28 protein-coding genes and 2 riboswitches are annotated in these 23,751 nt (G+C 56.4%); of the genes, 18 read left to right on the forward strand and 10 right to left on the reverse strand.

What is annotated here, in order from left to right; genetic code table 11:
• Positions 1-55 precede the first annotated feature (55 nt).
• Positions 56-535: a fasciclin domain-containing protein gene (locus ABLO27_RS08915; protein ID WP_353032157.1), complete on the forward strand. Its 480-nt coding sequence runs from the start codon at positions 56-58 to the stop codon at positions 533-535.
• 251 nt (positions 536-786) lie between these two features.
• Entirely contained in the window at positions 787-1,272 is a 486-nt protein-coding gene (bfr, locus tag ABLO27_RS08920; RefSeq protein WP_353032159.1) for a bacterioferritin, read from the forward strand.
• A 158-nt stretch (positions 1,273-1,430) separates the two neighbouring features.
• Here bfr and ABLO27_RS08925 read toward each other — a convergent pair whose 3' ends face one another.
• Positions 1,431-2,942, reverse strand: coding sequence for an AMP nucleosidase (locus ABLO27_RS08925; protein ID WP_353032161.1), 1,512 nt, complete (start codon positions 2,940-2,942; stop codon positions 1,431-1,433).
• Positions 2,943-3,291: 349 nt separating this feature from the next.
• Here ABLO27_RS08925 and ABLO27_RS08930 point away from each other — a divergent pair, with 349 nt between their 5' ends.
• From ABLO27_RS08930 to ABLO27_RS08950, 5 genes are all read left to right on the forward strand, one after another.
• Positions 3,292-4,050, forward strand: a complete 759-nt coding sequence (locus ABLO27_RS08930) for a transporter substrate-binding domain-containing protein (protein ID WP_417714780.1) — start codon at positions 3,292-3,294, stop codon at positions 4,048-4,050.
• Positions 4,051-4,195: 145 nt separating this feature from the next.
• Entirely contained in the window at positions 4,196-5,002 is an 807-nt protein-coding gene (locus ABLO27_RS08935) for an amino acid ABC transporter permease (RefSeq protein ID WP_353032165.1), read from the forward strand.
• Positions 5,003-5,189: 187 nt separating this feature from the next.
• A complete protein-coding gene (locus ABLO27_RS08940; protein ID WP_353032167.1) occupies positions 5,190-5,612 on the forward strand; it encodes a hypothetical protein in 423 nt (140 codons plus the stop codon).
• A 40-nt stretch (positions 5,613-5,652) separates the two neighbouring features.
• On the forward strand, positions 5,653-6,339 hold the full coding sequence (locus ABLO27_RS08945) for a DNA-3-methyladenine glycosylase I (RefSeq protein WP_353032169.1): 687 nt from the start codon (positions 5,653-5,655) through the stop codon (positions 6,337-6,339).
• Between the two features lie 131 nt (positions 6,340-6,470).
• Positions 6,471-7,610, forward strand: coding sequence for a site-specific DNA-methyltransferase (locus ABLO27_RS08950; RefSeq protein WP_353032171.1), 1,140 nt, complete (start codon positions 6,471-6,473; stop codon positions 7,608-7,610).
• A gap of 108 nt (positions 7,611-7,718) precedes the next feature.
• Here ABLO27_RS08950 and folE read toward each other — a convergent pair whose 3' ends face one another.
• Positions 7,719-8,357, reverse strand: coding sequence for a GTP cyclohydrolase I FolE (folE, locus tag ABLO27_RS08955; protein WP_353032173.1), 639 nt, complete (start codon positions 8,355-8,357; stop codon positions 7,719-7,721).
• Between the two features lie 315 nt (positions 8,358-8,672).
• Between folE and ABLO27_RS08960 the strand changes: the two genes are divergently transcribed.
• Together ABLO27_RS08960 and adh are read left to right on the forward strand one after the other, a co-directional pair.
• A complete protein-coding gene (locus tag ABLO27_RS08960; RefSeq protein ID WP_353032175.1) occupies positions 8,673-9,596 on the forward strand; it encodes a GAF domain-containing protein in 924 nt (307 codons plus the stop codon).
• Positions 9,597-9,720: 124 nt separating this feature from the next.
• Positions 9,721-11,241: an aldehyde dehydrogenase gene (adh, locus tag ABLO27_RS08965; RefSeq protein ID WP_353032177.1), complete on the forward strand. Its 1,521-nt coding sequence runs from the start codon at positions 9,721-9,723 to the stop codon at positions 11,239-11,241.
• A gap of 222 nt (positions 11,242-11,463) precedes the next feature.
• Here the strand turns inward: adh and ABLO27_RS08970 are convergent, their stop codons facing one another.
• Together ABLO27_RS08970 and ABLO27_RS08975 are read right to left on the reverse strand one after the other, a co-directional pair.
• Entirely contained in the window at positions 11,464-12,180 is a 717-nt protein-coding gene (locus tag ABLO27_RS08970; protein ID WP_353032179.1) for an alpha/beta fold hydrolase, read from the reverse strand.
• 29 nt (positions 12,181-12,209) lie between these two features.
• Positions 12,210-12,584, reverse strand: coding sequence for a winged helix-turn-helix transcriptional regulator (locus tag ABLO27_RS08975; RefSeq protein ID WP_353032181.1), 375 nt, complete (start codon positions 12,582-12,584; stop codon positions 12,210-12,212).
• Positions 12,585-12,719: 135 nt separating this feature from the next.
• On the opposite strand from ABLO27_RS08975, the gene ABLO27_RS08980 reads away from it, so the two are divergent.
• From ABLO27_RS08980 to ABLO27_RS08990, 3 genes are read left to right on the forward strand one after another with little or no spacing between them, the layout of a single operon-like run.
• A complete protein-coding gene (locus ABLO27_RS08980; protein ID WP_353032183.1) occupies positions 12,720-13,334 on the forward strand; it encodes a glutathione binding-like protein in 615 nt (204 codons plus the stop codon).
• Positions 13,331-13,717 (forward strand): nuclear transport factor 2 family protein, encoded by a 387-nt coding sequence (locus ABLO27_RS08985; RefSeq protein WP_353032185.1) that lies wholly within the window; start codon positions 13,331-13,333, stop codon positions 13,715-13,717. The genes ABLO27_RS08980 and ABLO27_RS08985 overlap by 4 nt, the downstream gene beginning before the upstream one ends.
• 2 nt (positions 13,718-13,719) lie before the next feature.
• Complete coding sequence (locus ABLO27_RS08990; protein ID WP_353032187.1) at positions 13,720-13,938, forward strand: tautomerase family protein; 219 nt, start codon at positions 13,720-13,722, stop codon at positions 13,936-13,938.
• Between the two features lie 50 nt (positions 13,939-13,988).
• On the opposite strand, the gene tyrS is transcribed toward ABLO27_RS08990, so the two are convergent.
• Positions 13,989-15,266, reverse strand: coding sequence for a tyrosine--tRNA ligase (tyrS, locus tag ABLO27_RS08995; protein ID WP_353032189.1), 1,278 nt, complete (start codon positions 15,264-15,266; stop codon positions 13,989-13,991).
• Between the two features lie 35 nt (positions 15,267-15,301).
• Between tyrS and ABLO27_RS09000 the strand changes: the two genes are divergently transcribed.
• Complete coding sequence (locus ABLO27_RS09000) at positions 15,302-15,511, forward strand: hypothetical protein (RefSeq protein ID WP_353032191.1); 210 nt, start codon at positions 15,302-15,304, stop codon at positions 15,509-15,511.
• 70 nt (positions 15,512-15,581) lie between these two features.
• Here the strand turns inward: ABLO27_RS09000 and ABLO27_RS09005 are convergent, their stop codons facing one another.
• Complete coding sequence (locus tag ABLO27_RS09005; RefSeq protein ID WP_353032193.1) at positions 15,582-16,037, reverse strand: MarR family winged helix-turn-helix transcriptional regulator; 456 nt, start codon at positions 16,035-16,037, stop codon at positions 15,582-15,584.
• A gap of 94 nt (positions 16,038-16,131) precedes the next feature.
• On the opposite strand from ABLO27_RS09005, the gene ABLO27_RS09010 reads away from it, so the two are divergent.
• On the forward strand, positions 16,132-16,848 hold the full coding sequence (locus ABLO27_RS09010; protein ID WP_353032195.1) for a glutathione S-transferase family protein: 717 nt from the start codon (positions 16,132-16,134) through the stop codon (positions 16,846-16,848).
• A 155-nt stretch (positions 16,849-17,003) separates the two neighbouring features.
• Here ABLO27_RS09010 and ABLO27_RS09015 read toward each other — a convergent pair whose 3' ends face one another.
• The 4 genes from ABLO27_RS09015 to ABLO27_RS09030 all read right to left on the reverse strand — a co-directional run bounded on the left by ABLO27_RS09015 (position 17,004) and on the right by ABLO27_RS09030 (position 20,157).
• A complete protein-coding gene (locus tag ABLO27_RS09015) occupies positions 17,004-17,489 on the reverse strand; it encodes an OsmC family protein (RefSeq protein ID WP_353032197.1) in 486 nt (161 codons plus the stop codon).
• Between the two features lie 3 nt (positions 17,490-17,492).
• Entirely contained in the window at positions 17,493-17,864 is a 372-nt protein-coding gene (gcvH, locus tag ABLO27_RS09020) for a glycine cleavage system protein GcvH (RefSeq protein ID WP_353032199.1), read from the reverse strand.
• A 23-nt stretch (positions 17,865-17,887) separates the two neighbouring features.
• The gene (gene gcvT, locus ABLO27_RS09025; RefSeq protein WP_353032201.1) at positions 17,888-19,039 is read right to left on the reverse strand and encodes a glycine cleavage system aminomethyltransferase GcvT; all 1,152 of its coding nucleotides are present in this window, start codon (positions 19,037-19,039) and stop codon (positions 17,888-17,890) included.
• Between the two features lie 69 nt (positions 19,040-19,108).
• A riboswitch (glycine riboswitch) is annotated at positions 19,109-19,216 on the reverse strand.
• Positions 19,217-19,219: 3 nt separating this feature from the next.
• Positions 19,220-19,311: riboswitch (glycine riboswitch) on the reverse strand.
• Between the two features lie 258 nt (positions 19,312-19,569).
• A complete protein-coding gene (locus ABLO27_RS09030) occupies positions 19,570-20,157 on the reverse strand; it encodes a hypothetical protein (protein WP_353032203.1) in 588 nt (195 codons plus the stop codon).
• 205 nt (positions 20,158-20,362) lie between these two features.
• On the opposite strand from ABLO27_RS09030, the gene ispH reads away from it, so the two are divergent.
• Genes ispH through ABLO27_RS09050 form a run of 4 tightly spaced genes read left to right on the forward strand, consistent with a single transcriptional unit; the run spans position 20,363 to position 23,739 of the window.
• Entirely contained in the window at positions 20,363-21,361 is a 999-nt protein-coding gene (ispH, locus tag ABLO27_RS09035) for a 4-hydroxy-3-methylbut-2-enyl diphosphate reductase (protein WP_353032205.1), read from the forward strand.
• Between the two features lie 4 nt (positions 21,362-21,365).
• The gene (locus ABLO27_RS09040; protein ID WP_353032207.1) at positions 21,366-22,331 is read left to right on the forward strand and encodes a homoserine kinase; all 966 of its coding nucleotides are present in this window, start codon (positions 21,366-21,368) and stop codon (positions 22,329-22,331) included.
• On the forward strand, positions 22,328-22,780 hold the full coding sequence (gene rnhA / locus ABLO27_RS09045; protein WP_353032209.1) for a ribonuclease HI: 453 nt from the start codon (positions 22,328-22,330) through the stop codon (positions 22,778-22,780). The genes ABLO27_RS09040 and rnhA overlap by 4 nt, the downstream gene beginning before the upstream one ends.
• A 35-nt stretch (positions 22,781-22,815) precedes the next feature.
• On the forward strand, positions 22,816-23,739 hold the full coding sequence (locus ABLO27_RS09050) for a diacylglycerol/lipid kinase family protein (protein WP_353032211.1): 924 nt from the start codon (positions 22,816-22,818) through the stop codon (positions 23,737-23,739).
• Positions 23,740-23,751: the final 12 nt, after the last annotated feature.

Consider the following 23,751-nt stretch of genomic DNA (forward strand, 5'->3'; position numbering starts at 1 on the left):
AAAATCGTTTTCCCGAAGCGCTTTCCCTATGTCTGTGAGAATGTGGGAGTGACACATGAAACTGATCCAGAACCTTCTCTTCGCCCTTCTTCTCATCGTTCCTCTTTCCGCAGCAAAGGCAGGGGACAAGGACATTGTTGATACAGCCGTTGGCGCGGGATCCTTCAATACTCTGGTTGCGGCGGTCCAGGCGGCCGGGCTTGTCGAAACCTTGAAGGGTGAAGGCCCGTTCACCGTATTCGCACCGACCGATGAAGCATTTGCCAAGTTGCCAGCCGGCACGGTCGAAAACCTACTGAAACCGGAAAACAAGGATCAGCTCGTTGCAGTGCTGACCTATCACGTCGTACCGGGCAAAGTTATGTCGTCCGACATCGCCGGCAAGAAGGCCGAAGTCGCCTCCGTTCAGGGAAGTGAGATTTCCGTCGATGCGACAGATGGCGTGAAGGTGGACGATGCCAACGTTGTGACTGCTGATGTGGAAGCTTCCAATGGCGTGATCCACGTGATCGATGCGGTGATCCTTCCGAATTAAGGAACTCACCGTGCGGGCATCGCATCCATGCCATGTCCTTGCGAAGCGTGGCCTTTTTGATAAGGGCCACGCTTCATTTTTCTCAGCAATTGATTGCAGGATACTCGCCCCTTTTCAGACTCGATCAGGAGAGGTGTCATGGTCCATCAGAGTCGGGTCAATATTTTCGCCTAAAACGCGAATAGGCGCTGGACTTCAAGACTAGAATAATTCTAAACTGCGCGCCTAATTAATTTTAAGGAGGCATCGCCATGAAAGGGAATGCGAAGGTTATTGAACGCCTGAATGAGGCTCTCTTTCTAGAGCTCGGCGCAATCAACCAATACTGGCTACATTATCGCCTCTTGAGCGACTGGGGTTTTACCCGTCTGGCCAAGAAAGAGCGTGAAGAATCCATTGAGGAAATGCATCACGCCGACAAGCTGACCGACCGGATCATCTTTCTGGAAGGTCACCCGAACATGCAGAAGGTGGCTCCGCTACGTATCGGCCAGAACGTCAAGGAAGTACTGGAATCCGATCTTGCCGGTGAGTATGACGCCCGTACTTCTTACATGAAGTCGCGTGAAATCTGCCGCGAGGAAGGCGACTACGTCTCCATGGCCCTGTTCGAAGAACTTCTCAAGGATGAGGAAGGCCATATCGACTTCCTGGAAACCCAGCTGGAGCTTCTGGAGAAGATCGGCGAAGAACGCTACGGCCTGCTGAACGCAGCCCCTGCCGACGAAGCCGAATAAGATTTCCGAGTTTTCCGAGATCAAAAAGAAAAGCGCGGTTCGAAACCGCGCTTTTTTCATGGGCCAAACTTCTTTGTCATTCCAACCGCAGAGCAGCGAAGAGCCGGGATGACAATCACTTCAGGGCAGCCCTCTCGCTCGACGCCCTGACAACGACTTTACTGGAAGGCTGTCTCCGCGAAGCTTCTGAGTTTGCGTGAATGCAGACGATCAGCCGTCATGTCGCGCATCTTTTCCATGGCACGGATACCGATCTGCAAGTGCTGAGCGACCTGGCGCTTATAGAAGTCGGTGGCCATGCCCGGCAGCTTCAACTCGCCATGAAGCGGTTTGTCAGAGATGCAAAGCAGCGTGCCGTAAGGAACCCGGAAGCGGAAGCCGTTGGCGGCAATCGTTGCCGATTCCATATCGAGCGCAATTGCGCGCGACTGTGAGAAACGCTTGACGAGCTCCGGTTGATCCCAAAGCTCCCAGTTCCGATTATCAAGGGAGACAACGGTTCCGGTGCGCATCACCCGTTTCAGGTCATAGCCGTCAAGACCCGTCGTTTCGGCAACGGCATCCTCAAGCGCAACCTGAACTTCGGCAAGCGGCGGGATCGGCACCCAGATCGGTAGGTCCTGATTGAGAACATTGTCTTCGCGAACATAGCCATGTGCCAGGACATAGTCGCCCAAAGTCTGGCTGTTCCGCAGGCCGGCGCAGTGTCCGAGCATCAACCACACATGAGGGCGAAGCACAGCCACATGGTCGGTGATCGTCTTTGCGTTGGAGGGACCGACCCCAATATTGATCATGGTGATGCCGCTGCCGTCAGCCCGCTTGAGGTGATAGGCAGGCATCTGAGGCAGCTTTGCCGGCTCTGCTCCGCAAGACGGCGCACTTTGTCCGGCTTCCGTAATCAGGTTACCAGGTGCAACGAATGCTTCATATCCGCTGTTCGGATCTGAGAGCAGCTCGTGAGACATGCGGCAGAACTCATCGATATAGAACTGGTAGTTCGTGAAAAGAACGTAGTTCTGGTAGTGCTCCGCTGCCGTGGCGGTGTAGTGCTGCAAGCGGTGAAGGGAATAGTCGATCCGCGGGGCCGTGAAGGAGGCAAGCGGCATGACGCCATCTACAGGCTCGTAGGTACCGTTGGCGATGGAATCGTCCATTACCGTAAGGTCCGGCAGGTCAAACATGTCGGCGAGAGGCCGATCCAAATTTGCGGCGGCGGCGCCCCCTTCCACGTGCGTGCCGTCATAGAAAGCGAAGTGAAGCGGTATCGGCATGTCGCTGTCACCGACCAGGATCGGCACATCGTGGTTGCTCATCAGCAGCGACAACTGAGATTCCAGGTAATTCTTGAACAGATCCGGTCGCGTAATCGTCGAGGCATGGGTTCCGGGCCGGGAAACGAAACCATAGGACAGTCGGCTGTCCAGGCGAACATGACTGTCGGTCACGATCCGGACTTGCGGATAGTAGGCGCGAACTCTCCCCTCTATTTCCTTGCCCTCAAGAAGGTCCTGGAAATGCGCGCGCAGGAACGACGTGTTCGCTTCGAATATTTCAATCAGACGGGCAACAGCTTTTTCCGCATCGGTAAAAACTTCCAGCGGATGGGAAGGAGCAAGCCGGACCCGCCGTCCTGCCTGCTGCAAATTGTTGCTGCTTAGTTTGGACATAAAAGTCTCCTTATTGTTGTTATGTCCCCACAGTCCCGCCAACGCTCGCCCGGGTCAATAGACGTAACTACAGTTTTTGAATTTTTTTTCACAAAGAGAAAAATTCTGCACTCCATTGCACTCGTCTCGCTTCAACCGATTCAATTGCCCTTTTCCCGGTGCAGTGAAACCGATAAAGTCACCCCGAATTTTCACAGGGGTATTTGGCGGATCTATGAACACCACATGCCTCAGCAATTTGGAAACAATCAACTTCACTGCCTTTGCGGTGCCTCCACTTCAAAGCAGGTTGATCTAGGAGCTTGCCATGCAACGAACTTTCCTGACCCTTGCGGTCGCCGTCACCGCCATGATCGGCGCCGGGTTTTCCGCTCTTGCGCAGGATCTTCCCGACCTGAAGGGACGTGACATCGTCATCGCATCGGAGAACACCTATCCGCCACTGCAGTTCGTCGACCCGAAGTCCGGCGCAGCGACAGGTTGGGAGTATGAAGCAATTGCCGAAATCGCCAAACGCCTGAACATGAACGTGACTTACGAGAATGTCAGCTGGGATGCGATGATCCCTGCCGTTTCGGCGGGCGAATATGACCTTGCCATGAACGGCATTACCATTCGTGCGGACCGGGCGGAGAAAGTCGATTTCTCCGAACCTTACATGCGTTCTGAAATGTTCATGCTGGTCCGTGCCGACGAAGACCGCTTCACGGATGCCAAGGGATTTGCCGCCAACACGGATTTCCTTGCCGGCGCGCAACCGGGCACAACGCCGTTCTATGTCACTGTCTATGAAGTTCTGGACGGTGACGAAGCCAACCCGCGCATCAAGCTCTTCGAGACTTTCGGCGCGGCTGTCCAGGCTCTGAAGACTGGCGACGTTGACCTTGTCCTGACCGACAGCACCGGTGGCCAGGGCTATGTCGCGACCAATCCGGACACGTTCAAACTGATCGGCGAGCCGATGGGAACGGAAGACTTCGGTTTCATTTTCCCGAAAGGGTCCGATCTCGTTGCGCCAATCAATGCTGCGATTGCCAGCATGCGCGCTGACGGCACCTTGGACGCTTTGAACAAGAAGTGGTTCTTCGACTACAAAGCCGGCCAATAAAGAACCGGCTGCGCCGAAGTGCGGCTAGACATTGATGATCATGGCCGGTATCCGCCCATTGTTCCGGATACCGGCCATTTGATTTTTGACTGGCTGTAACTCCCCAAGTTCTCATCGCTCCCGTTTTTCAGTCCAAGACAGATCCATGTTCCGCAAAAAATCTTCCACCGCCACTCCACAAAACGACTTTCCTTACTGGTTGGTGGCGGCCTGCGGAATTGCCATTTTTCTCCTGTTTCAGATCGCGACCGACGAAATCTATACTCAGGTCATGGCAACCGTTTCCCGCGGAATTGGCCTGACAATATTCGTCACGCTGGTCGGATTTTTCCTGGCATCCGTGCTGGGTCTTATTCTCGCCCTGGCCTCGCTCTCCGGTTCGATCGTGCTGCGCCAGGTTGCCCGTTTCTATGTCGAGATCGTGCGTGGATTGCCGATCATCGTGTTGTTGCTCTACATCGCCTTTGTCGCAACGCCGCTTCTGGTTGCCGGTGTCAACGCAGTTCTTGAGCCTCTTGGGCTGGAGACCATGCGCACCAGAGACTTCCCGCTGTTGTGGCGTGCCATCGTCGCGCTGATGATCGGTTATTCCGCATTCATCGCGGAAGTTTTCCGTGCAGGCATCCAGGCCGTCGACAAGGGACAGATCGAAGCCGCGGAAGCGCTCGGCATGAACCGCTGGCTCCGCTTCCGGCTGATCATTTTTCCGCAGGCCCTCAAGACCATCCTGCCGCCTTTGGGAAACGACTTCGTCGCCATGATCAAGGACAGCTCGCTGGTTTCCGTCCTGGGCGTTGCCGATATCACCCAGCTCGGCAAAGTCTATGCGGCAGGCTCGTTCCGCTATTTCGAGACCTACAACGTGGTCGCCCTGATCTATCTGATGATGACCATTACCCTGTCCCTTGCCCTGCGCAGGTTTGAGCGTTCCAGGGATGTTGGAGGGCGGTAGCAAGGAAGTGCCGGGCGAGTTCTTCCGCCATCCGCTCATGTTTTCTCGGAGTGTCTGAGGAATCAATGTTTCAGCACGCGACAATGCTTCATTGCCAGTCGTTGATCCGCTTACCGAAACGAATTGAAGAGGCCAGTCTGGTTCGCCATAGTGTGGAGCGTTGTTCTATAAAGAGGGCCATGAGTTTATGAACGGGCCGAAGCTGAAAACAGTCGCCTCAACAGATAATCTGGCAACAGACTTGCTGCCTCTTCCGCCTCGCTACCCTTATAGAGGGCCAAGCATCAACATTCCGGCGATCATCAACAGAACCCCTCAAGACATTCATGAACTCGAGCGGTTCTTGCACAACAGCCTCATCATTGCCGGCGCAACACTTAAACGTAAGCGTTCGTTTTTGGGACGTCTCTACAATCGGATTGCGGCCGAAGACCCGGACTACATTCAGATGTCCGGTGCGCGGTTGAAGGAAGTGCTGCCTGTCGCCGGTTATCCGGTCCCTGACGAAATTCGACCCGGCACTGAATATGCCTTGCGCCGCGATATCGTTGAAGCCGCCCATTCCTCGTTGCAAGGTGAACTCAAAAGATCTCCACCCGCTGATAGCTGACAGCGACCCGAGAACTGAAGTGCATGGAAGGTGACGGTTGATGCGCCCTTTTGAAGAAATCGAATCCCTGGCGACCGAAAAGAAAGGTGGTGCGGCTCAACTGGCGGCGCTGCTGGGTGGACACAATCTGCCCAAGTCGGAAGCCGAACTGGAACAGATCGGCGATGACCGCTGGCTTGCCATGTTCACCAAATGCGTCTTTCAGGCCGGGTTCAGCTGGAAAGTGATTGATCAGAAATGGCCGGGATTTGAAGAGGCGTTTGAAGGATTTGACGTGGCCCGCCTTGCCTTCCTGCCCGACGAAGCCTTTGAAGCCCTTTTGAAGGACACCCGCATCGTACGCAATGGCGCCAAGATCAAGACTGTGCAGCATAATGCCATATTTCTGAAGGAGTTGGCGGCCGAACACGGCAGTGCATCGAAGTTCTTTGCGCACTATCCAGTGGACGATCAGATCGGCCTGATGGAGTTCTTGAAAAAGCGCGGCAGCCGGCTTGGAGGCAACACCGGCCAGCTCGCCCTGCGCTTCATGGGAAAGGAAAGTTTCATTCTGTCAGGCGACGTGGTTAACGCGCTTATCCGAGAAAACGTCGTCGAGAATGATCGCTTGTCGAAAAAAAATCTGAAGGCGATACAGGTTGCCTTTAACGATTGGAAAGCAACTTCCGGTCGTACACTCAATGAAATCAGCAGAATTCTGGCCTTTTCGGTTGGCACAGGTCGTTAACCTCTCATTTAACTTTTACGATTGTAAACAAAGCATTGATTTAAAGAGAATTTTTGTTTTGTGAGCTTAACGCCTGATTTACCAAAACCGGTAACCATGACACTCGAAATTGCGTGAGGTATTGCGTCGCAATGAGTGTACTGCGTACCGGGGTGTCCTTTGCGGCACCCCTTCAAAAAAAGAAATCGGAAGCACCTGCTTCCTGGCTGAATACGATCCTGAAGGGCGACTGCGTGGCCGCCCTTGAGAAACTGCCGTCCCGGTCGGTCGACCTGGTCTTTGCAGATCCGCCCTACAATCTCCAGCTGGGCGGCGACCTGCACCGGCCGGATCAGTCGAAGGTGGATGCCTGTGACGATCACTGGGATCAGTTCGAGAGCTTTGAGGCCTATGATGCCTTCACCCGTGCCTGGCTTCTGGCCGCGCGCCGGGTGCTGAAGCCCGACGGGTCACTTTATGTGATCGGCTCTTATCACAATATCTTCCGGGTTGGCGCGATCCTGCAGGATCTCGGCTTCTGGATCATGAACGATATTGTCTGGCTCAAGTCCAATCCAATGCCGAACTTCCGCGGCAAACGGTTCACCAATGCCCATGAGACCATGATCTGGGCGGTGAAATCCAAGGATGCCAAGCCGACCTTCAACTACGATGCCCTGAAGACCTTCAACGAAGATCTGCAGATGCGCTCCGACTGGCACCTGCCGCTTTGCACGGGTACCGAGCGCCTCAAGGACAAGAACGGTCAGAAGGTACATCCGACCCAGAAACCGGAGTCCCTGCTTTATCGAGTGCTCACGGCGTCGTCCAAACCCGGTGACGTGGTGCTGGATCCTTTCTTCGGAACCGGCACGACCGGGGCCGTCGCCAAGAAACTCGGGCGGCATTTCGTCGGTGTCGAGCGCGAGCAGGACTACATTGACGCTGCAACTGCACGCATCGATGCGATCACGCCCGGCGATGCCGAAGCCCTGGAGATGCAAAAGGGCAAACGTGCCCAGAAACGCATCCCCTTCGGCACGCTGCTGGAAAGTGGCCTCCTGGAGCCCGGCACGGAGCTGACCTGCTCCAAAGGCAAGCACCAGGCTGTAGTCCGTGCGGATGGATCGCTCAAATCCGGCGACCATACCGGTTCGATCCACAAGGTGGGAGCACTTGTCCAGGGACAAGAAGCCTGCAACGGCTGGACGTTCTGGCACACGATGGACGGTGCCAAGAAGTCTCCTATCGATGAGCTTCGCAAGGAAATCAGGTCCCGCCTGCAGGCATAAGCAGGCTTTAAGCAAGAAGCGACCTTCGCGGCCCCGCGACTGACTTCAACCCCGCTTCCGATCAGGAGGCGGGGTTTCTTTGTTGAACTGCCAGGCAGTCTCGTGCGTTTAACCGAAACTCTTGTTTGCCCCGGCAAGAGATGACAGAAAGTCCCGCCGCAGTTCCTTGTCGGTCGCAAATTCGCCCAACATGCGGCGCGTCATCATTGAAACACCGGGTTTCTTCACGCCTCGCGTCGTCATGCACATATGCGCGGCTTCCATGACCACCGCGACCCCTCTTGGCCGAAGCACTTTGTCAATGGTTTCTGCGACCTGCGCGGTCAGCGTTTCCTGTATCTGAAGCCGCTTGGCAAACACTTCCACCAGACGGGCAAGCTTGCTGATGCCAACAACGCGGCCTGCCGGCATATAGGCGATGTGAACCTTGCCGATGATCGGAACCATGTGATGCTCGCAATGCGATTCAAAGCGCAGGTTCCGCAACACAATCATGTCGTCGTAATCATTGGTTTCTTCAAAAGTGCGTCGCAGCAGCTCAACCGGATCTGTCCGGTAGCCTTCGAAGAACTCTTCATACGCCCTGACCACGCGCGCGGGCGTATCAAGCAGCCCTTCCCTGTCCGGGTCATCTCCGGCCCATTCAATCAACAGACGAACCGCGGCCTCCGCCTCTGCGCGTTGCGGTCCCGTTCCTGGAACGGAGCGCTTCTCTTCCTTTGCCTCCAAAGTTTCCGCCACCGACATTCATTTCTCCGACTTTGGTATCTAACTAGCGTGCTTTTGTTATGTTATTTCATTACAAATTTGAAGCGCAACAGCGTGAAAATCATCAGGACAAGGTCACATTACGGTGCACCAAGCAGGTGGAAGGTGTTTCGAACTGTGGTCCCAGCGAAATTCCATCTCTTGAAATTTCCAGTCAATCCATTCATTTTGAATTCGCTTGATGCTATTGTTGAATTTAATTCTCAACTTTAAAGCTGCGGCAGAATCGGACGATCGAGGAGGAGAATTCAGATCGCCCCGACACAGGATCATGTCGAGACCGTTCTCAAAACGGTGCAATCCGGATCGGCCCCTGCGCTGTCGCGGATTGCCGCGTCCTGGCACCGGTCGCTTTATACGCATGGTCTGGACCCGGCCGATCGCGGTGTCCGCGAAAAAGTCAGCGAATCGAAATTTCAGCAGTGCCGTGAAGCATCCGAATTCCTGTTGAGGATTGCCGCTCCCAAACTCGACCAGCTCTTCGGTCTTGTCGGCCAATCCGGCTGTACCGTTCTTTTGACCGATGCCAAGGGCATTCTGCTCGATCAGCGCTGTTCGGTAGGGGATGCGTCTGCCTTCGAGGAATGGGGACTTTGGCAAGGGGCGGACTGGAGCGAAGAAGCCGAAGGCACAAATGGTGTCGGCACCTGTATCACCGAACAGCGGCAGGTCATCATTCATCGGAATGAGCATTTCCTGGCACGAAATGCGGGCATGAGCTGCATGGATGCACCGATATTCGGGCCGGATGGCGACCTTGCCGGAGCACTGGACATCTCATCGGCCCGTTCGGACCAGACCGAAGCCTTCAACCGACTGATTGCGGCAACCGCAGCACAAACGGCGCGGCAGATCGAGGCGGAGGCGTTCCGCGCTTCCTTTCCCAAGGCCCGTATCATCTGTGCGGACCATGACACCAGCGAGACCGCAATGCTGCTTGCCGTCAATTCCGATGACATCGTGGTCGGTGCGACCCGCGGCGCACGCAAGGCCTTTGGCCTCCGCACCTCAGGGCCCATTGCTCCCCTCCCCGCGTCGGACCTTTTGGGCCGCGAGGATGGTCCGTCCGGTTTCGAGAAGGCTGAACGCGCAGCCGTTGTTCGAGCCCTTACGAGAGCAGCTGGCAACGTCTCAGAGGCAGCGCGAGCACTGGGTATCGGGCGCGCCACCCTCTATCGCCGCATGAAGAGACTGGGCATCGGCGAAAATTCCGACTGACCTGTCTCAGTTCTGAGACAGTTTGAAGGACAACCGGTCGCGGGACGGCTGACAATTCTCGTCGATGTTGGGCAGATTTCCTTCGATCTCTGGTGGAGGACCAGGGACATGTGGAGGAAACAACATGAACGAGATGCCCATCTTCGCGAAAGATACGGATTCGCCCTTCAAGTCGCGCTACGACAACTACATTGGCGGAAAGTATGTAGCGCCGGTCAATGGCCGCTACTTCACCAACATCACCCCGATCACAGGAGCTCCTGTTTGCGATGTCGCCCGCTCGGACGTCGCAGACGTTGAACTGGCTCTGGACGCCGCGCATGCTGCTAAGGATGGCTGGGGCAAGACCCCGGCTGCAGAACGGGCCAACACCCTTTTGAAAATCGCGGACGTGATCGAGGCCAATCTGGACCTGCTGGCAAAGGCAGAAACCTGGGACAACGGCAAACCGATCCGCGAGACGACAGCCGCCGACATTCCGCTTTCCGTAGACCATTTCCGCTATTTCGCTGGCGTCCTGCGCGGTCAGGAGGGTTCCATGTCGGAAATCGATGCCGACACGATCGCCTATCACTTCCATGAACCGCTTGGCGTGGTCGGTCAGATCATTCCCTGGAACTTTTCGATCCTGATGGCCGCATGGAAACTTGCCCCGGCGCTGGCCGCAGGCAACTGCGTCATCCTGAAACCGGCGGAACAAACACCCGCCGCCATCATGGTTCTGGCGGAACTGATCGGCGACCTCCTGCCTCCTGGCGTATTGAACATCGTCAACGGCTATGGCGCTGAGGTCGGAGCTCCGCTTGCCAAGTCCTCACGCATTGCCAAGATCGCCTTCACCGGCTCGACCCAGACCGGCCGGATGATCATGCAATACGCAACCGAGAACCTGATCCCGGTCACGCTTGAGCTTGGCGGCAAGTCGCCCAACATCTTCTTCTCGGATGTGATGCGCGAAGACGACGCCTTTCTCGACAAGGCCATCGAGGGCTTCGTTCTGTTTGCCTTCAACCAGGGAGAAGTCTGCACCTGCCCGAGCCGTGCGCTCATTCAGGAAGACATCTACGAAGCCTTTATCGAACGCGCTATCGCACGGGTAAAAGCCATCAAGCAAGGCGACCCGCGTGCACTGGAAACCATGGTTGGCGCCCAGGCCAGCCGTGAGCAGCAGGACAAGATCCTGTCCTATCTGACGATCGGTGCAGAAGAAGGTGCCGAAGTCCTGTGCGGTGGTGCCGAAGCGAAGTTCGACGGCGATCTGTCAGGCGGTTTCTACATTCAGCCGACCATCCTGAAGGGCCATAACAAGATGCGCGTCTTCCAGGAGGAGATTTTCGGCCCCGTGGTGTCTGTCACCACCTTCAAGGACGAAGCAGAAGCACTGGCGATCGCAAACGACACCATGTACGGCCTCGGTGCCGGCGTGTGGTCGCGCGATGCCAACACCTGCTACCGGTTCGGCCGGGCGATCGAAGCCGGGCGCGTCTGGGTAAACAACTATCACGCCTACCCGGCACACGCTGCCTTCGGCGGATACAAGCAGTCGGGCATCGGCCGTGAGACCCACAAGATGATGCTCGACCACTACCAGCAAACCAAGAACATGCTGGTCAGCTACAATCCGAACAAGCTGGGTTTCTTCTAACACCACCTGTTGCACAGGCTGGAAACAGAAGGGGCGGCCCTAAGCGGGCCGCCCCTTTTGCTTTGATATCTCTCGAGCTCGTTCTCCTGGACGCAGCAATGCGAAGATCCGGGATACGAGAGGTAACGCGTTTCGAGCTCACGCTGCGCTTGGCCGGAATGATGACGGCAGGCCAGTGAGCCGCATGGAAGACGCGTATTAAAGGACCTTTGCCTGCATCCTTCAGCCCGAAAGCTTCTCAAGAAGGTCGGCCACTGCTTCCGGCTCCGTCACCATGGCATCGTGTCCGGTCGCGATCTGGGAGATTGGCCAGCCAAACTCCTGAGCCCGCTGTTTTGCAATGGCAGCTGGCCGGTAGGGAGGATCCGTGCATTCGATGTAGCTTGCCGGCAGGCCATTTCCGATCGGGTTCTTCAGCGTCAGGCTGGTTGTGAAGGTCTTGAATGGATGCGGTGTCAGACGAGATTCCAGAAATGCAACATCAACCGGGCGCGTGACGCCGAAGCTTTCCGGAGGGGCTGGCGGGAGGCTAAGTCCACCGCTGGTTTTTTCCGCAAGCGCTTTCCGGTCATTGGCCATGTCTTCCGGCAAAAGATCGAACCAGGTTTCGCCGGAGTTCAGCATGATCGCATCGAGATAGATCAGCTTGCCGATCCGTTCCGGTGCAACATCGGCGACACCGGTGATCGGAATACCGCCGAAACTGTGTCCGACAAGAACAACGTCGTTGAAATCTTCAAATTGCAGATGCTGAACAATGTCTGTCACGAATGTTTCTATCGTGATGTCATGAGACAGAAGATGTGAGCGTTCCCCAAGTCCGGTCTGCGTCGGAGCCGTGACCCTGTGTCCCCTGGCATTCAGGATCCCGGCAACGCGCGACCAGCACCAACCGCCATGCCAAACTCCGTGAATCAAAACAAATGTCTTTGAATTCATCGAATTTCCTTCGCAATAAATTCTGAATCCTATTCAGCAGCTTCAACTTCCGGTTCATATCCCTGCAAGCGTTTCAATTTGTACCCTACCTGAACGATCGCTTCCAATGCAGGAATTAATTCTTGGCCCAGCTCGGTCAGTTCGTATTCGACAGAAGGCGGAGATGTCGGGCGCACGTGGCGCAGCAGAACGCCTCTTTCCTCAAGTTCTGACAGCCGTGCCGACAACACCTTGGATGAAACCGGCGGAATATCAGCCTTCAGTTCGTTGAAACGCCTCGGTCCCGCACGCAGGCTCCAGATGACGTTTGGCGCCCACGCCCCGGCGATCACCTGCATGCATTCGGTCAGCATGCAGGGTTCAGGGGGCTTCGGACTTCGGTTCTTGCGCATCTTCAGGGCCATTTTCGTGCGTAACTCCGTTGAAATCAGGTTTCTCCGAGGTAACTCGATAATGTAAGTTACCAATGGAAACTTACTTGTCAACAGTGACCTGAACCAACATTTTCCAACCATCGACATCAACGATGGAGCCAAACGATGAAGCTGTTTTACAAACCCGGTGCCTGTTCCATGGCGGCGCATATTCTTCTGAATGAAGCAGGTGCTTCCTATCAGTTGGAAAAGGTCGACACGGATGCCGGAACCACCGAAACAGGCGCGGCCTATGAGAGCACAAACCCGCGTGGTTATGTGCCGGCATTGCAGTTCGAAGACGGCCAGGTTCTGACTGAAAATGTTGCGGTCCTGCATTGGATCAGCGAGCAGTTTCCTGAGCTTTCCCCAAGCGCATTGGACAACCCCTTGCAACGCTTCCGGCAACTGGAACTGTTGAGCTTTTTGTCTTCAGAACTCCACAAGGCCTTCAGTCCGTACTTTTCCGGCAAGCAGTATTCAGACACCGAGCAGGCGGCAAATCTGGCAAAACTGAACGCGAGGATTTCCCAGTTCGACAAACTGCTTGATGCGGACAACCAGTTTCTTCTTGGAAACACTTTTTCCGTTGTCGACGCCTATGCGTTCGTCATTCTGAACTGGAGCAATTTCATAGGTGTCTCCCTTGCCGACTGGCCACGGGTTGAAAGCTATGTCGCCGGAATTGGAAAACGCCCGGCCACCCAAAGGGCCATGGCAGAAGAAGGACTGGCCGCATGAGCGCAGCTTTCCCGGACCTTCAACGCGTCATACGCGACTATTTTGACGCGCTATACCACTGTGACACGGAACTCTTGCAGAGAGTGTTTCACCCGAAGGCGGTCTATGCGACAGCAGATGAAACGCCCCTGCTTCATCGGACCATGGACGAATATGTGCCTGTGGTCGCCGCCCGGCAGTCGCCAGCCTCGCGCGGTGAAGCAAGGCGTGACTTGATCGACGAGATTCAGTTTGCCGGCGAAAACACGGCCTTCGCCAGGGTCCGTTGCAGCATCGGCAGCAATGATTTTGTCGACTTCCTGACATTCGTTCGCGACGAAGGAAGTTGGCGCATCATGTCGAAGATTTTCCAGATCAAACCACGTTCAGACGGAGCAGAGTGATCATGCCCTATGTCAACATTCAGGTAACCCGCGAGGGCGTTACCGCCCACCAGAAAGCGGAACTGATCAAGGGTGCCACAGACCTGCTGGTGGACGTTCTTGGCAAGAACCCTTCAACCACCTTCGTCGTCATCGAGGAGGTTGAAATGGAGAGCTGGGGCATCGGTGGTTTGCCCGTGGAGGAATACCGGGCGAAACAATTGGCGGAGGCGGAACAGTAGCGCGAAGGTGGAGCCGGTTTGACGACCGGCTCCATCACTTCAAATGAGATTTACTCAAACCCGACCAGTGCCTTGCGGCGCTTGCCGACCGAAACCGACAACCGGTCATCCGCCATCAGGTCACCGGTAGCGATCCGGCGGCGAGGGTCTTCCACGATCTGGTTGTTGAGACGCACCCCACCCCCTTCAACGAGGCGGCGCGCTTCTCCGTTGGAAGAGGCAAAGCCAACAGCAACAACCAGTTCAAGAAGACCAAGTCCGTTGGCCAGTGTGGAAAGCGGAAGCTTGTGGGTCGGCTCCAGGATTTCCCCTTCGCCTGCGAAAAGGGCATCGCCCTGCTGCAATGCGGAGAGTGCCTCTTCGGGACCATGAACGATTGTGGTGACCTGCGTTGCCAGAATTTTCTTGGCTTCGTTCAGCTCAGCCCCCCGCAACTCGGACAAGCGTTCCACTTCCCGGGTCGGGAGTTCGGTGAACAGGCGCAGGAATTTGCCGACATCGGCATCCGCCGTGTTGCGCCAGAACTGCCAGAAGCCGAAAGGCGACAGGTGTTCGGGATGCAGCCAGACGGCACCGGCAGCTGTCTTGCCCATCTTGGACCCGCTTGCGGTGGTCAGGAGCGGTACGGTGAGGCCATGCAGTTTGCGGCCGTCACGGCGGCCAAGTTCAACACCGTTGACAATGTTGCCCCATTGATCGGACCCGCCGACCTGGAGCGCGCAATCGTGTCGCTTGGCAAGTTCCAGGAAATCAACAGCCTGCAGCATCATGTAGCAGAACTCGAGCACGGTCAGCGGCATCTGTGCTTCCAGGCGTGACTTTACGCTGTCGAAGGTCATCATGCGGTTGACGGTGAACTGGGAGCCATAATCGCGGAGAAATTCCAGGAAGCGGAATTCATTGAGCCACTCCGCATTGTCAACCAGAAGCGCACCATCCGGGCCGTCCATGTCGACCAGGCGTTCCACCGACCGGCGGATCGTCGCAATGTTTGCTGCGATCTGCCGCTCTTCGAGCATCGGCCGCGCATCGTTACGGAAGCTCGGGTCGCCAATCTGGCTTGTGCCACCGCCGAGAACGACGATCGGACGGTGTCCGAGCTTCTGCAGCCAGCGCATGGTCATCAACGGCATCAGATGGCCGACATGAAGGCTGGCCGCGGTGGCGTCAAACCCGGCGTAGGCTGTGATGGGTCCTTCCGAAAGTGTTTGGTCCAGCGCTTCGATATCCGTGCATTGATGCACGAGCCCACGCTCCAGAAGCACGGCGAGTGCTTCCGATTTGAGTTTCGATGCCGGCTTCCCGGCTTCAATCATGTGTCTGGTCATTTTCGGCTTCCTGGTTTCCCCGCCAGGAGCCTTTCTTGGAAACCAAAAAGCCGCCTGACGCGGCGGCTTTTTTAGGTTTCTATGAGATGAGCAAGATCCTACGCAGCCGCCGGTATGTCGGTGACGTAATAAAAATACACGAAGGATGCGGTCATCTTGGTCATGCCATTTTAAATGCTCGAAGCTCTGCCGAGAGTCAAGCCCAAGTTTCAAAATGGACCGCCTTGGCCTTGGCTCACGCCTGAAAAAGACACTCATCCGCAGAGGCGCCTGAGGCAAAAGTCTTAAATCTTTCAACACCCTACCAAAAGGACGCTACTTTCCAGGCAAGAGTTTTCCAAGCAGCCTGAAGAGCGTTGCGGCGTCATCTTCGCTCAAATGACAGGCGAACTCCGACTGAATGGCACTCTTGTAAACCGGCCACATGTCTTCAAGCAGCGCGGATCCCTTCGCCGTCAAAGCGACCACAATTCCGCGTCCATCTTCCGGCGACTTCCGTTTTTCCACCAACTCTGCCGAAGCAAGCCGGTCGATCAGCCGCGAGACGTTGTATTGCGCCAGCAACATGCGTCGTTCGAGCTCTACCGGCCGCAACTGCCTCCCTTCTGCTCGCTTCAATTCCAGAAGGATGTCGTACCAGGCAAGAGGTGGAAATCCCGCAGCCTTCAGCTTCGCTTCAACCTGCTCCAGAACCGTAGCGCTGGAACGCAGCAACCGGGCCCAGGCATCTATCGTTATCGGGCTCGCGTCTTCGTTCGTTTCGTCAGTCATTTTTGGACTATGCAATTTCAATGCAGGTGCATCAATCTTGAATTTTCATGCACGTGTATTTATTTTAATGCAACTGCATGAAAAGGAGTTCTCAATGACCACCTCCCTAACGCTGATCAGCCATTCGCTCTGCCCCTATGTCCAACGTGCCGCAATCGTGCTGACGGAAAAGGAAATTCCGTTTGAGCGTGTTTATATCGACCTTGCAAACAAACCCGATTGGTTCCGCGCCGCGTCGCCTCTCGGCAAAGTCCCGTTGCTCAAAATTGGTACCGATCGGTATCTATTTGAGTCAGCGCCAATTGTGGAATTCATCGATGAAACGGAACCCTACCAGCTTCATCCGGCAGATCCCGCGGAGCGCGCTCGGCATAGAGCCTATGTGGAGTTTGCTTCCCAATGCCTCAACGGTATCGGCGCTCTCTACAACGCCCGGACCGAAACGGATTTCAAGAACACGCTGAACGCGCTTCGACAGAAATTCGAACACCTGGATGAACAGGTTTCCCGGAGTGGACCATTCTTCTCCGGTGACCGGTTTTGTCTTGTCGATGCGGCTTTCGGGCCCGTTTTCCGATATTTCGATGTTTTCGAGAGCTTCACCCGGCTTGAAACTTTCCGCGATCTAGAACACGTCTCAAGCTGGAGACGCCAACTTGCTGATCGTCCCTCGGTCCAATTTGCGGTATCTGAAAATTACGGTGATTTGCTTCTGGGCTTTCTGGAAAATCGCGGAAGCTGGATCTCCAGCCTATTGCGGAACCGGGAACAGCAGAAGTCTTGGGTGGCCACTCGACTGGTGTCTGAATGAGGATCGACGGCATCCAGACCTCATCCCTAAAGCTGCGCGCCAGAGTTTCCCTGGCCGTTATCTGAACTCGGTAGCGGGCATCGAGGCCGTTGGGCAGAAAAAGAAAACCCCGGCATTTGCCGGGGTTCTCGATACGCTGAAAAGGTCAGGTGATTTCAAGGTGCAATCAAGCGGACCGGCCCTTGCTCCACGACGATTTCACAGCTGACTGAATTGGCGATGAAGCAAACATCATGTGCTTTTTCATGCATATCGGTCAGCCAGCTTGGATCGGGCTGCTCGCTGGCGATCAACGTGACCTCAGGCCTCAGGACCACCTTGGTGATCGCCATCTTGCCACGGGACACGCGGCTCATCTCACCTTCGGCATGATCTTTGTAACTCGCCACATTGAAATTCGCTCGGCGTGCCAGGTCCAGAAACCAAAGCATGTGGCAGGATGAAATCGCCGCGACAAAAGCTTCTTCCGGGTCGATCGCCGCCTCGATGGAGTGCGGCAGGGGCACTACTGTGGGAGACGCACTCGCCGGCACTTCCAGACCACCGTCGAAGCGCCAGATATGGCCGCGGGAATACTTGTTTGCCGCGTAGTCGCCATCACAGGCCCATTCCACCTGTGCTTTGTAATAGTGCCCTGCCATGGATCAGAGTGTCTCCACGTATGCCTTGTAAGCAGCTTCATCCAGAAGCTCGCTCAACTGCTCTGCATTTGCAACTTTCATCTTGATGAACCAGGCAGCTCCTTCCGGATCTTCGTTTACCTTACCGGGCTCATCGGCCAGAACTTCGTTTGCTTCAACGACTTCGCCATCAATGGGGGCGTAGATTTCGCTGGCAGCCTTAACGGATTCCACAACCGCCGCTTCATCGCCCTGGGCGAATTCTGCCCCGGCATCCGGCAAGTCGACATAAACGACATCGCCAAGCTGTTCCTGCGCGTAATTGGTGATGCCCACAGTTGCGACGTCGCCTTCGACAGCAATCCACTCATGGTCTTTGGAATAGTAGGTCGTCATTTTCTCGTCCAGTCTCTGAAAGGTTAGGATTTCGGTTTGCGATAGTAGCGGTTCGGAACAAACGGCATTTCGACGATTTTTGCCGGAAGACGCCGGTTTCGAACGATCAGTTCCATGGTTGTACCCGGCACGGCACGATCTGCCGGAACGTACCCCATGGCGATTGGAGCTCCCACAGTCGGCGCGAAGCCGCCGGAAGTTACGGTTCCGATGACGGGACCATCCGGCACGGCTATCTCGGCACCTTCTCTGGCCGGGGCTCTGCCTTCAAGACGAAGCCCGATACGCACTCTTCCGGGGCCGCTTCGAAGTTCTTCCTGAATGCGGTCGGCACCCGGAAAACCACCTTCCTCGCGGCGGCGCTTTTGCATGCAGAATGCAATGCCGCCCTCCACCGGTGATGTCATTTCGTCGATATCGTGTCCGTAGAGGCAAAGGCCGGCTTCAAGACGGAGGCTGTCCCTCGCCCCGAGACCGATCGGCTCCACCCGGTCATCGGCCAGCAATGCCCGTGCGATCGGCTCTGCTGCACCTGCAGGGACGGACATCTCGACGCCGTCTTCACCGGTATAGCCGGCCCGGGCGATATGACAGTCAATGCCATCAAACTCCATGAAAGCAGCGGACATGAACGCGAGCTCCGCTGCACCCGGCGCATGCGCGGCAACGGCTGCAACAGCTTCCGGTCCCTGAACGGCAATGAGCGCGCGGTCTTCGACCGGCTCCAGTCTGACATTACCGGGCAAGTTGCCTTTCAGATGGGCAAAGTCGACTTCCTTGCGCGCCGCATTGACCACCAACATCAACTTGCCGTCGTCATCAGCCGAAGCGGGGCGTGTGACCATCAGGTCATCAATGACTCCACCTTCTTCGTTCAAAAGAACGGTATAGCGCTGACGGCCCGACCCGAGCTCAAGAAAACTGGAAGGGGTCAACCGTTCAAGCGCAGCTGCCGTGGTTGCATGGTCAGGACCAACCAGAATGGCCTGCCCCATGTGGGAAACGTCGAACAACCCTGCCTTGCTGCGGGTCTGCAGATGTTCGGCCATGATGCCGGTCCCGTATTGCAGTGGCATCGAATAGCCTGCAAAGGAGACCATGCGTGCACCGAGCTCCACATGAAGGTCATGCAGCGGTGTCTGCTTCAGCTCGATATCTGCAACGATGTCCGCCATGAACGGTCCTCGCGAGTCGGGTTGCGCAGTCCCAGGCCGTCCCGTTCGGATCCGGTCTGTCTGCACCCCCTCTGTCCGAGAACCTGAGAGATTTCCCGACAAGTCCTGCTGGACCCGAGCGGTTACTCCTTCGGTGAGCAGTCCGCGAGGCAAGCTGCGGAGCACTGCTTTCCAGAGCGTGTTTCCCAAGCGGTCCTTTTGCCTGAGAGTTTCCGGGGCGGTTGCTCCTTCGGCTCCGGGTTCAAGGACCCGATCTCTCCCGCATGGGCTGGGACACAATTGTGCCAATCAGGGGACGACCCTGATTTCCGGCGGGATTGTGCGAGCGGGTATTTGCCTTGTCAATACGCGAACATACGCGAAGGTCAGTTTCAAATGCGGGACCTGAAAAAGCTGTCAGCCGAACGCCGCGTCACGCAGTGAACTGCCCACCGCGGCATTTGCTCCGTTCATTTCGTCATTCATCAAAGCCTTGGCAGGGAGAGTGAGCGAAAAAGCTCCCGCCTGCTGCGAATCGCCTTCTTGCCGCGTTAGCGACGACGGCCTTCGTCGAAACCGAACACCACCTTCACACTCTCGTTCGGCGGGACCGAAAACTTGTTCTCGACCAGGGTCCATTTTTCTGTTGGTGAGTCGGAGCCAACCGTGACCGGAATTTTGAGAATCTCGGAAGAAAGCGGCTTGGCTTCACTTCCTCCCGGAATGACGGCAACGCGCAGCGGCAGAACAATTTCGCCGCCTTTCCAGGCAGGACCAGGCGTCACGTCACCGGAGAAGCCCAGCTTCATCTGACGGCCTCCGCCCGCGGCCTGGGTACAGGTGTTCGCCCAATCTTCGACGGTGGCCTGATAAAGAAGCCCTTCCTGCTGGTCTTCCTTGCCACGAACGAATTTCCTGATCAGGTAGGTGTTGGACTGCAGTTCCATTGGTGGGCAAGGCACAGGCGGAGCAAATGTCGCTGCCGACACCTCAATCGGCTCCTGGCCACCGGAAATGATTTTGCCGGCTACGCCTTCAGCACCGCCGCCACATCCGGCAAGGGCTGCTGCGCACAAGCCGACGCTCAGCATGGTCTTCAGATTCGTTCCGGTTACCGATTGAAACACACCGATCATCATTTACCCATTCAAAAGCAATGCAAGTTGGCGGGGCTTAATAGCAGTTACTCTTTTGCTTGGCGAGATCTGTTTGCTCCTCAAGCAAATATGCCTCCTTTGAAACAACACATTATGGCCGAAATCGTGCGCTGTTGATGGCAGCTGACTTGACAGAGCGGACATGCCGCCCCTTATTGCGGCCAGACAGGTTCGTCGAAAGTGCACCATGACAGAGACCAAGCAAGAAAAACCGTCACTCTCTCTGCGCCTTTGTGCGCCGCGCGGCTTTTGCGCCGGGGTTGACCGCGCCATCCAGATTGTTGAGCTGGCTTTGCAGAAATACGGCCGCCCCGTGTATGTGCGCCATGAAATCGTTCACAACAAATTCGTCGTGGACGGTTTGAAGTCCAAGGGTGCGGTTTTTGTCGAAGAGCTGGAAGAAATCCCGGCGCAGGATGCGGACCGGCCGGTGATCTTTTCGGCGCATGGTGTGCCGAAATCCGTGCCGGCAGACGCAAAAACGCGCAACATGTTCTATCTGGATGCGACCTGCCCGCTTGTTTCCAAGGTCCACAAGGAAGCGGAAATCCATTTCCGGCGCGATCGTGAAGTCCTTCTGATCGGCCACGCGGGCCACCCGGAAGTCATTGGCACTATGGGCCAGCTGCCCGAGGGCACCGTGACGCTGATCGAAAACGAAGACGATGCGCGCAGCTTCTCGCCCAGATCGGACCGGCCGTTGGCCTACATCACCCAGACGACCCTTTCGGTCGATGACACGGCTGGCATTGTTGCCGTTCTCCAGGAGCGGTTCCCCGAAATCGTGGCGCCGCACAAGGAAGACATCTGCTACGCCACGACAAATCGTCAGGAAGCAGTGAAACATGTCGCCCCGAGCGTTGATGCCATGATTGTGGTTGGAGCGCCGAATTCATCGAACTCTCAGCGCCTGCGCGAGGTTGCCGAACGTGCCGGCTGCAAGGTTTCGGTGTTGATACAGCGTGCAAGCGACATTGACTGGCAAGATTTCGAAGACGTCCGCTCCTTGGGCCTGACCGCCGGTGCTTCTGCTCCAGAAACTCTGGTAGAGGAAATCATCAGCGCATTTTCCGAGCGGTTCGAGGTGACCGTGGAGACGGTGCGAACCGCGGAAGAAACGATTTCCTTCAATCTGCCACGAGAATTGCGGGACACGACCCCGCCAGCCCAAGCAGCCACCGGATAACATTATGGCCGTATACACCGAAGTAACCGATGAGGAACTGCAGGACTTCATCGGAACCTATGATGTCGGGCGCCTGCTCTCATTCAAGGGCATTGCGGAAGGCGTCGAAAACAGCAACTTTCTGGTTCACACCGACCAGGCCTCGTTCATCCTGACCCTTTATGAGAAACGGGTAAATCCGGACGACCTGCCTTACTTTCTCAACCTGCTGCAACATCTTGCGGGCAAGGGCTTGTCGTGCCCGACGCCTGTCGCGTCAAAGGAAGGCAAACTGCTCGGCACTCTCGCCGGTCGACCTGCGGCCCTGGTGACGTTTCTTGAAGGCATGTGGGTCAAACGTCCCCGCGTGAACCATTGCGCCGAACTTGGGAAGGCAATGGCCGAATTGCACCTGGACGGCCAGGACTATGAGGGTTTCCGCACGAATGCCCTGAACGTAAAGGGCTGGCGTCCGCTTTTCGAACAATGTGATGGCCGCAGCGACAGCGTGCACCAGGGACTTGGCGATGAAATACTCCAGGAGCTCGCTCACCTTGAAACCGCCTGGCCGGCGGACCTGCCAGGTGGCGTCATTCATGCTGATCTGTTCCCGGACAATGTGTTTTTCCTCGGGGACGAACTGTCCGGTCTGATCGACTTCTACTTCGCCTGTAACGATGCCTTTGCCTATGACATCGCGATCTGCCTCAACGCCTGGTGTTTTGAGCAGGACCTTTCGTTCAACGTGACGAAGGCCAGAGCGCTGTTGAAGGGCTATGCAGCCGTCCGTCCGCTAAACGATAGCGAGTATGAGGCTTTGCCGACGCTTTGCAGGGGCGCCGCGCTGCGCTTCCTCCTCACACGGCTTTATGACTGGTTGAGTGTACCGGAAGGCGCGCTGGTTACACCGAAAGACCCGATGGAGTATGTGAAGAAGCTGCGCTTCCATCAAAGCGTTGAAACCGCAGAAGCATACGGGTTGGAACGATGAGCGTCGAAAACCGCGTCACAATCTACACAGACGGTGCTTGCTCGGGAAACCCCGGTCCCGGTGGCTGGGGCGCCATCCTGCGCTTTGGGGAGCACGAGAGAGAGCTCAACGGCGGCGAATCGGAAACCACGAACAACCGCATGGAGCTGACCGCTGCAATTGAAGCGCTCAATGCGCTCAAGCGTCCCTGCGCGGTCGACCTTTATACCGACAGCACCTATGTGCGCAGCGGCATCAGCGAATGGATGCATGGCTGGAAGCGCAAGAACTGGCGCACGGCGGCCAACAAGCCAGTGAAAAACGCCGACCTTTGGCAAGCCCTGGACGCAGCCAGAGATCGTCATGACGTTACCTGGCACTGGGTAAAGGGCCATGCCGGACACCCTGACAACGAACGCGCCGATGAGCTGGCGCGCGGCGGCATGGCCCCTTATAAGGTTAGCGAGTAACCAACGGATCCTGTCTGACCTGCAGAGGATTTCGAGTGAGACCATTGAAGTGGCCAAGCCCTGGCGCGAGACGCACCATTGTTCCGGATGCTCCCGGAACGGTGCTGATTCTGGCAAACCCCACTTCCGGTGGCTACAACCCGGATCTCCTTCAAAAGGTCCGGGTTCATCTTGAAGACCTCGGTTGCCACACCGAAATCAGGCTTACCAGCCGCGCAGGCGAAATCGGAGAGGTTTGCGCCGACCCTACGCTGCCGGCGCGTACTATCGTGATTGCCGGTGGAGATGGTTCGGTCAACGAGGCCCTCACGGGCTTTCAGCATCACCCGGAGCCGCCACAACTGGCCGTTATTCCCTTCGGCACGGCCAACGTTCTTGCACTTGAACTGGGATTGCCACGCAACGCCCGCGCGATTGCCGAAATGATCAGGAGCGAGAAAAGAAAACCGCTGCATTTCGGTTTGGCCAATGGGCGCCCATTCGTCCTAATGGCGTCCACCGGTTTTGACGCGGAAGTGGTGCACGCCGTGCCACTGGCGCTAAAGCGCCGTCTTGGAAAACTGGCGTACGTCCTCACCGCCCTGCGCATCGGTCTAAAGCGAAAGGGAACCGCACTGGCAATTACCCTCGATGGCATTCGCATTGCCGGAAAGTTTGCCGTTGCCAGCAATGCCCGGCACTACGGTGGTCCGTTTGTCATCTGCCCTGGAGGAGCAACAGACCCGGGTCTGCACATGCTCGTTCTGGAAAAAGACGACCCCTGGTCGTCTTTTCGTTATGGGGTCGCGTTGATGATGGGCCGGATTCACAAGGCTCGCGGGGCCATTGTCAAACCGTTCAGCACCGCAACCATATCGGCTGCTGAAAACGTTGCCGCACAGGTCGATGGCGATCCATTCGGCGCAACACCGCTCGAGATCAGTCAAGCGGAGAAAACGGTTCCCATCCTCGTCCCCTGAAGATCCTCGCTC

The organism is Roseibium sp. SCP15, from assembly GCF_040329435.1.
In the GTDB taxonomy this organism is placed as follows: Bacteria; Pseudomonadota; Alphaproteobacteria; order Rhizobiales; family Stappiaceae; genus Roseibium.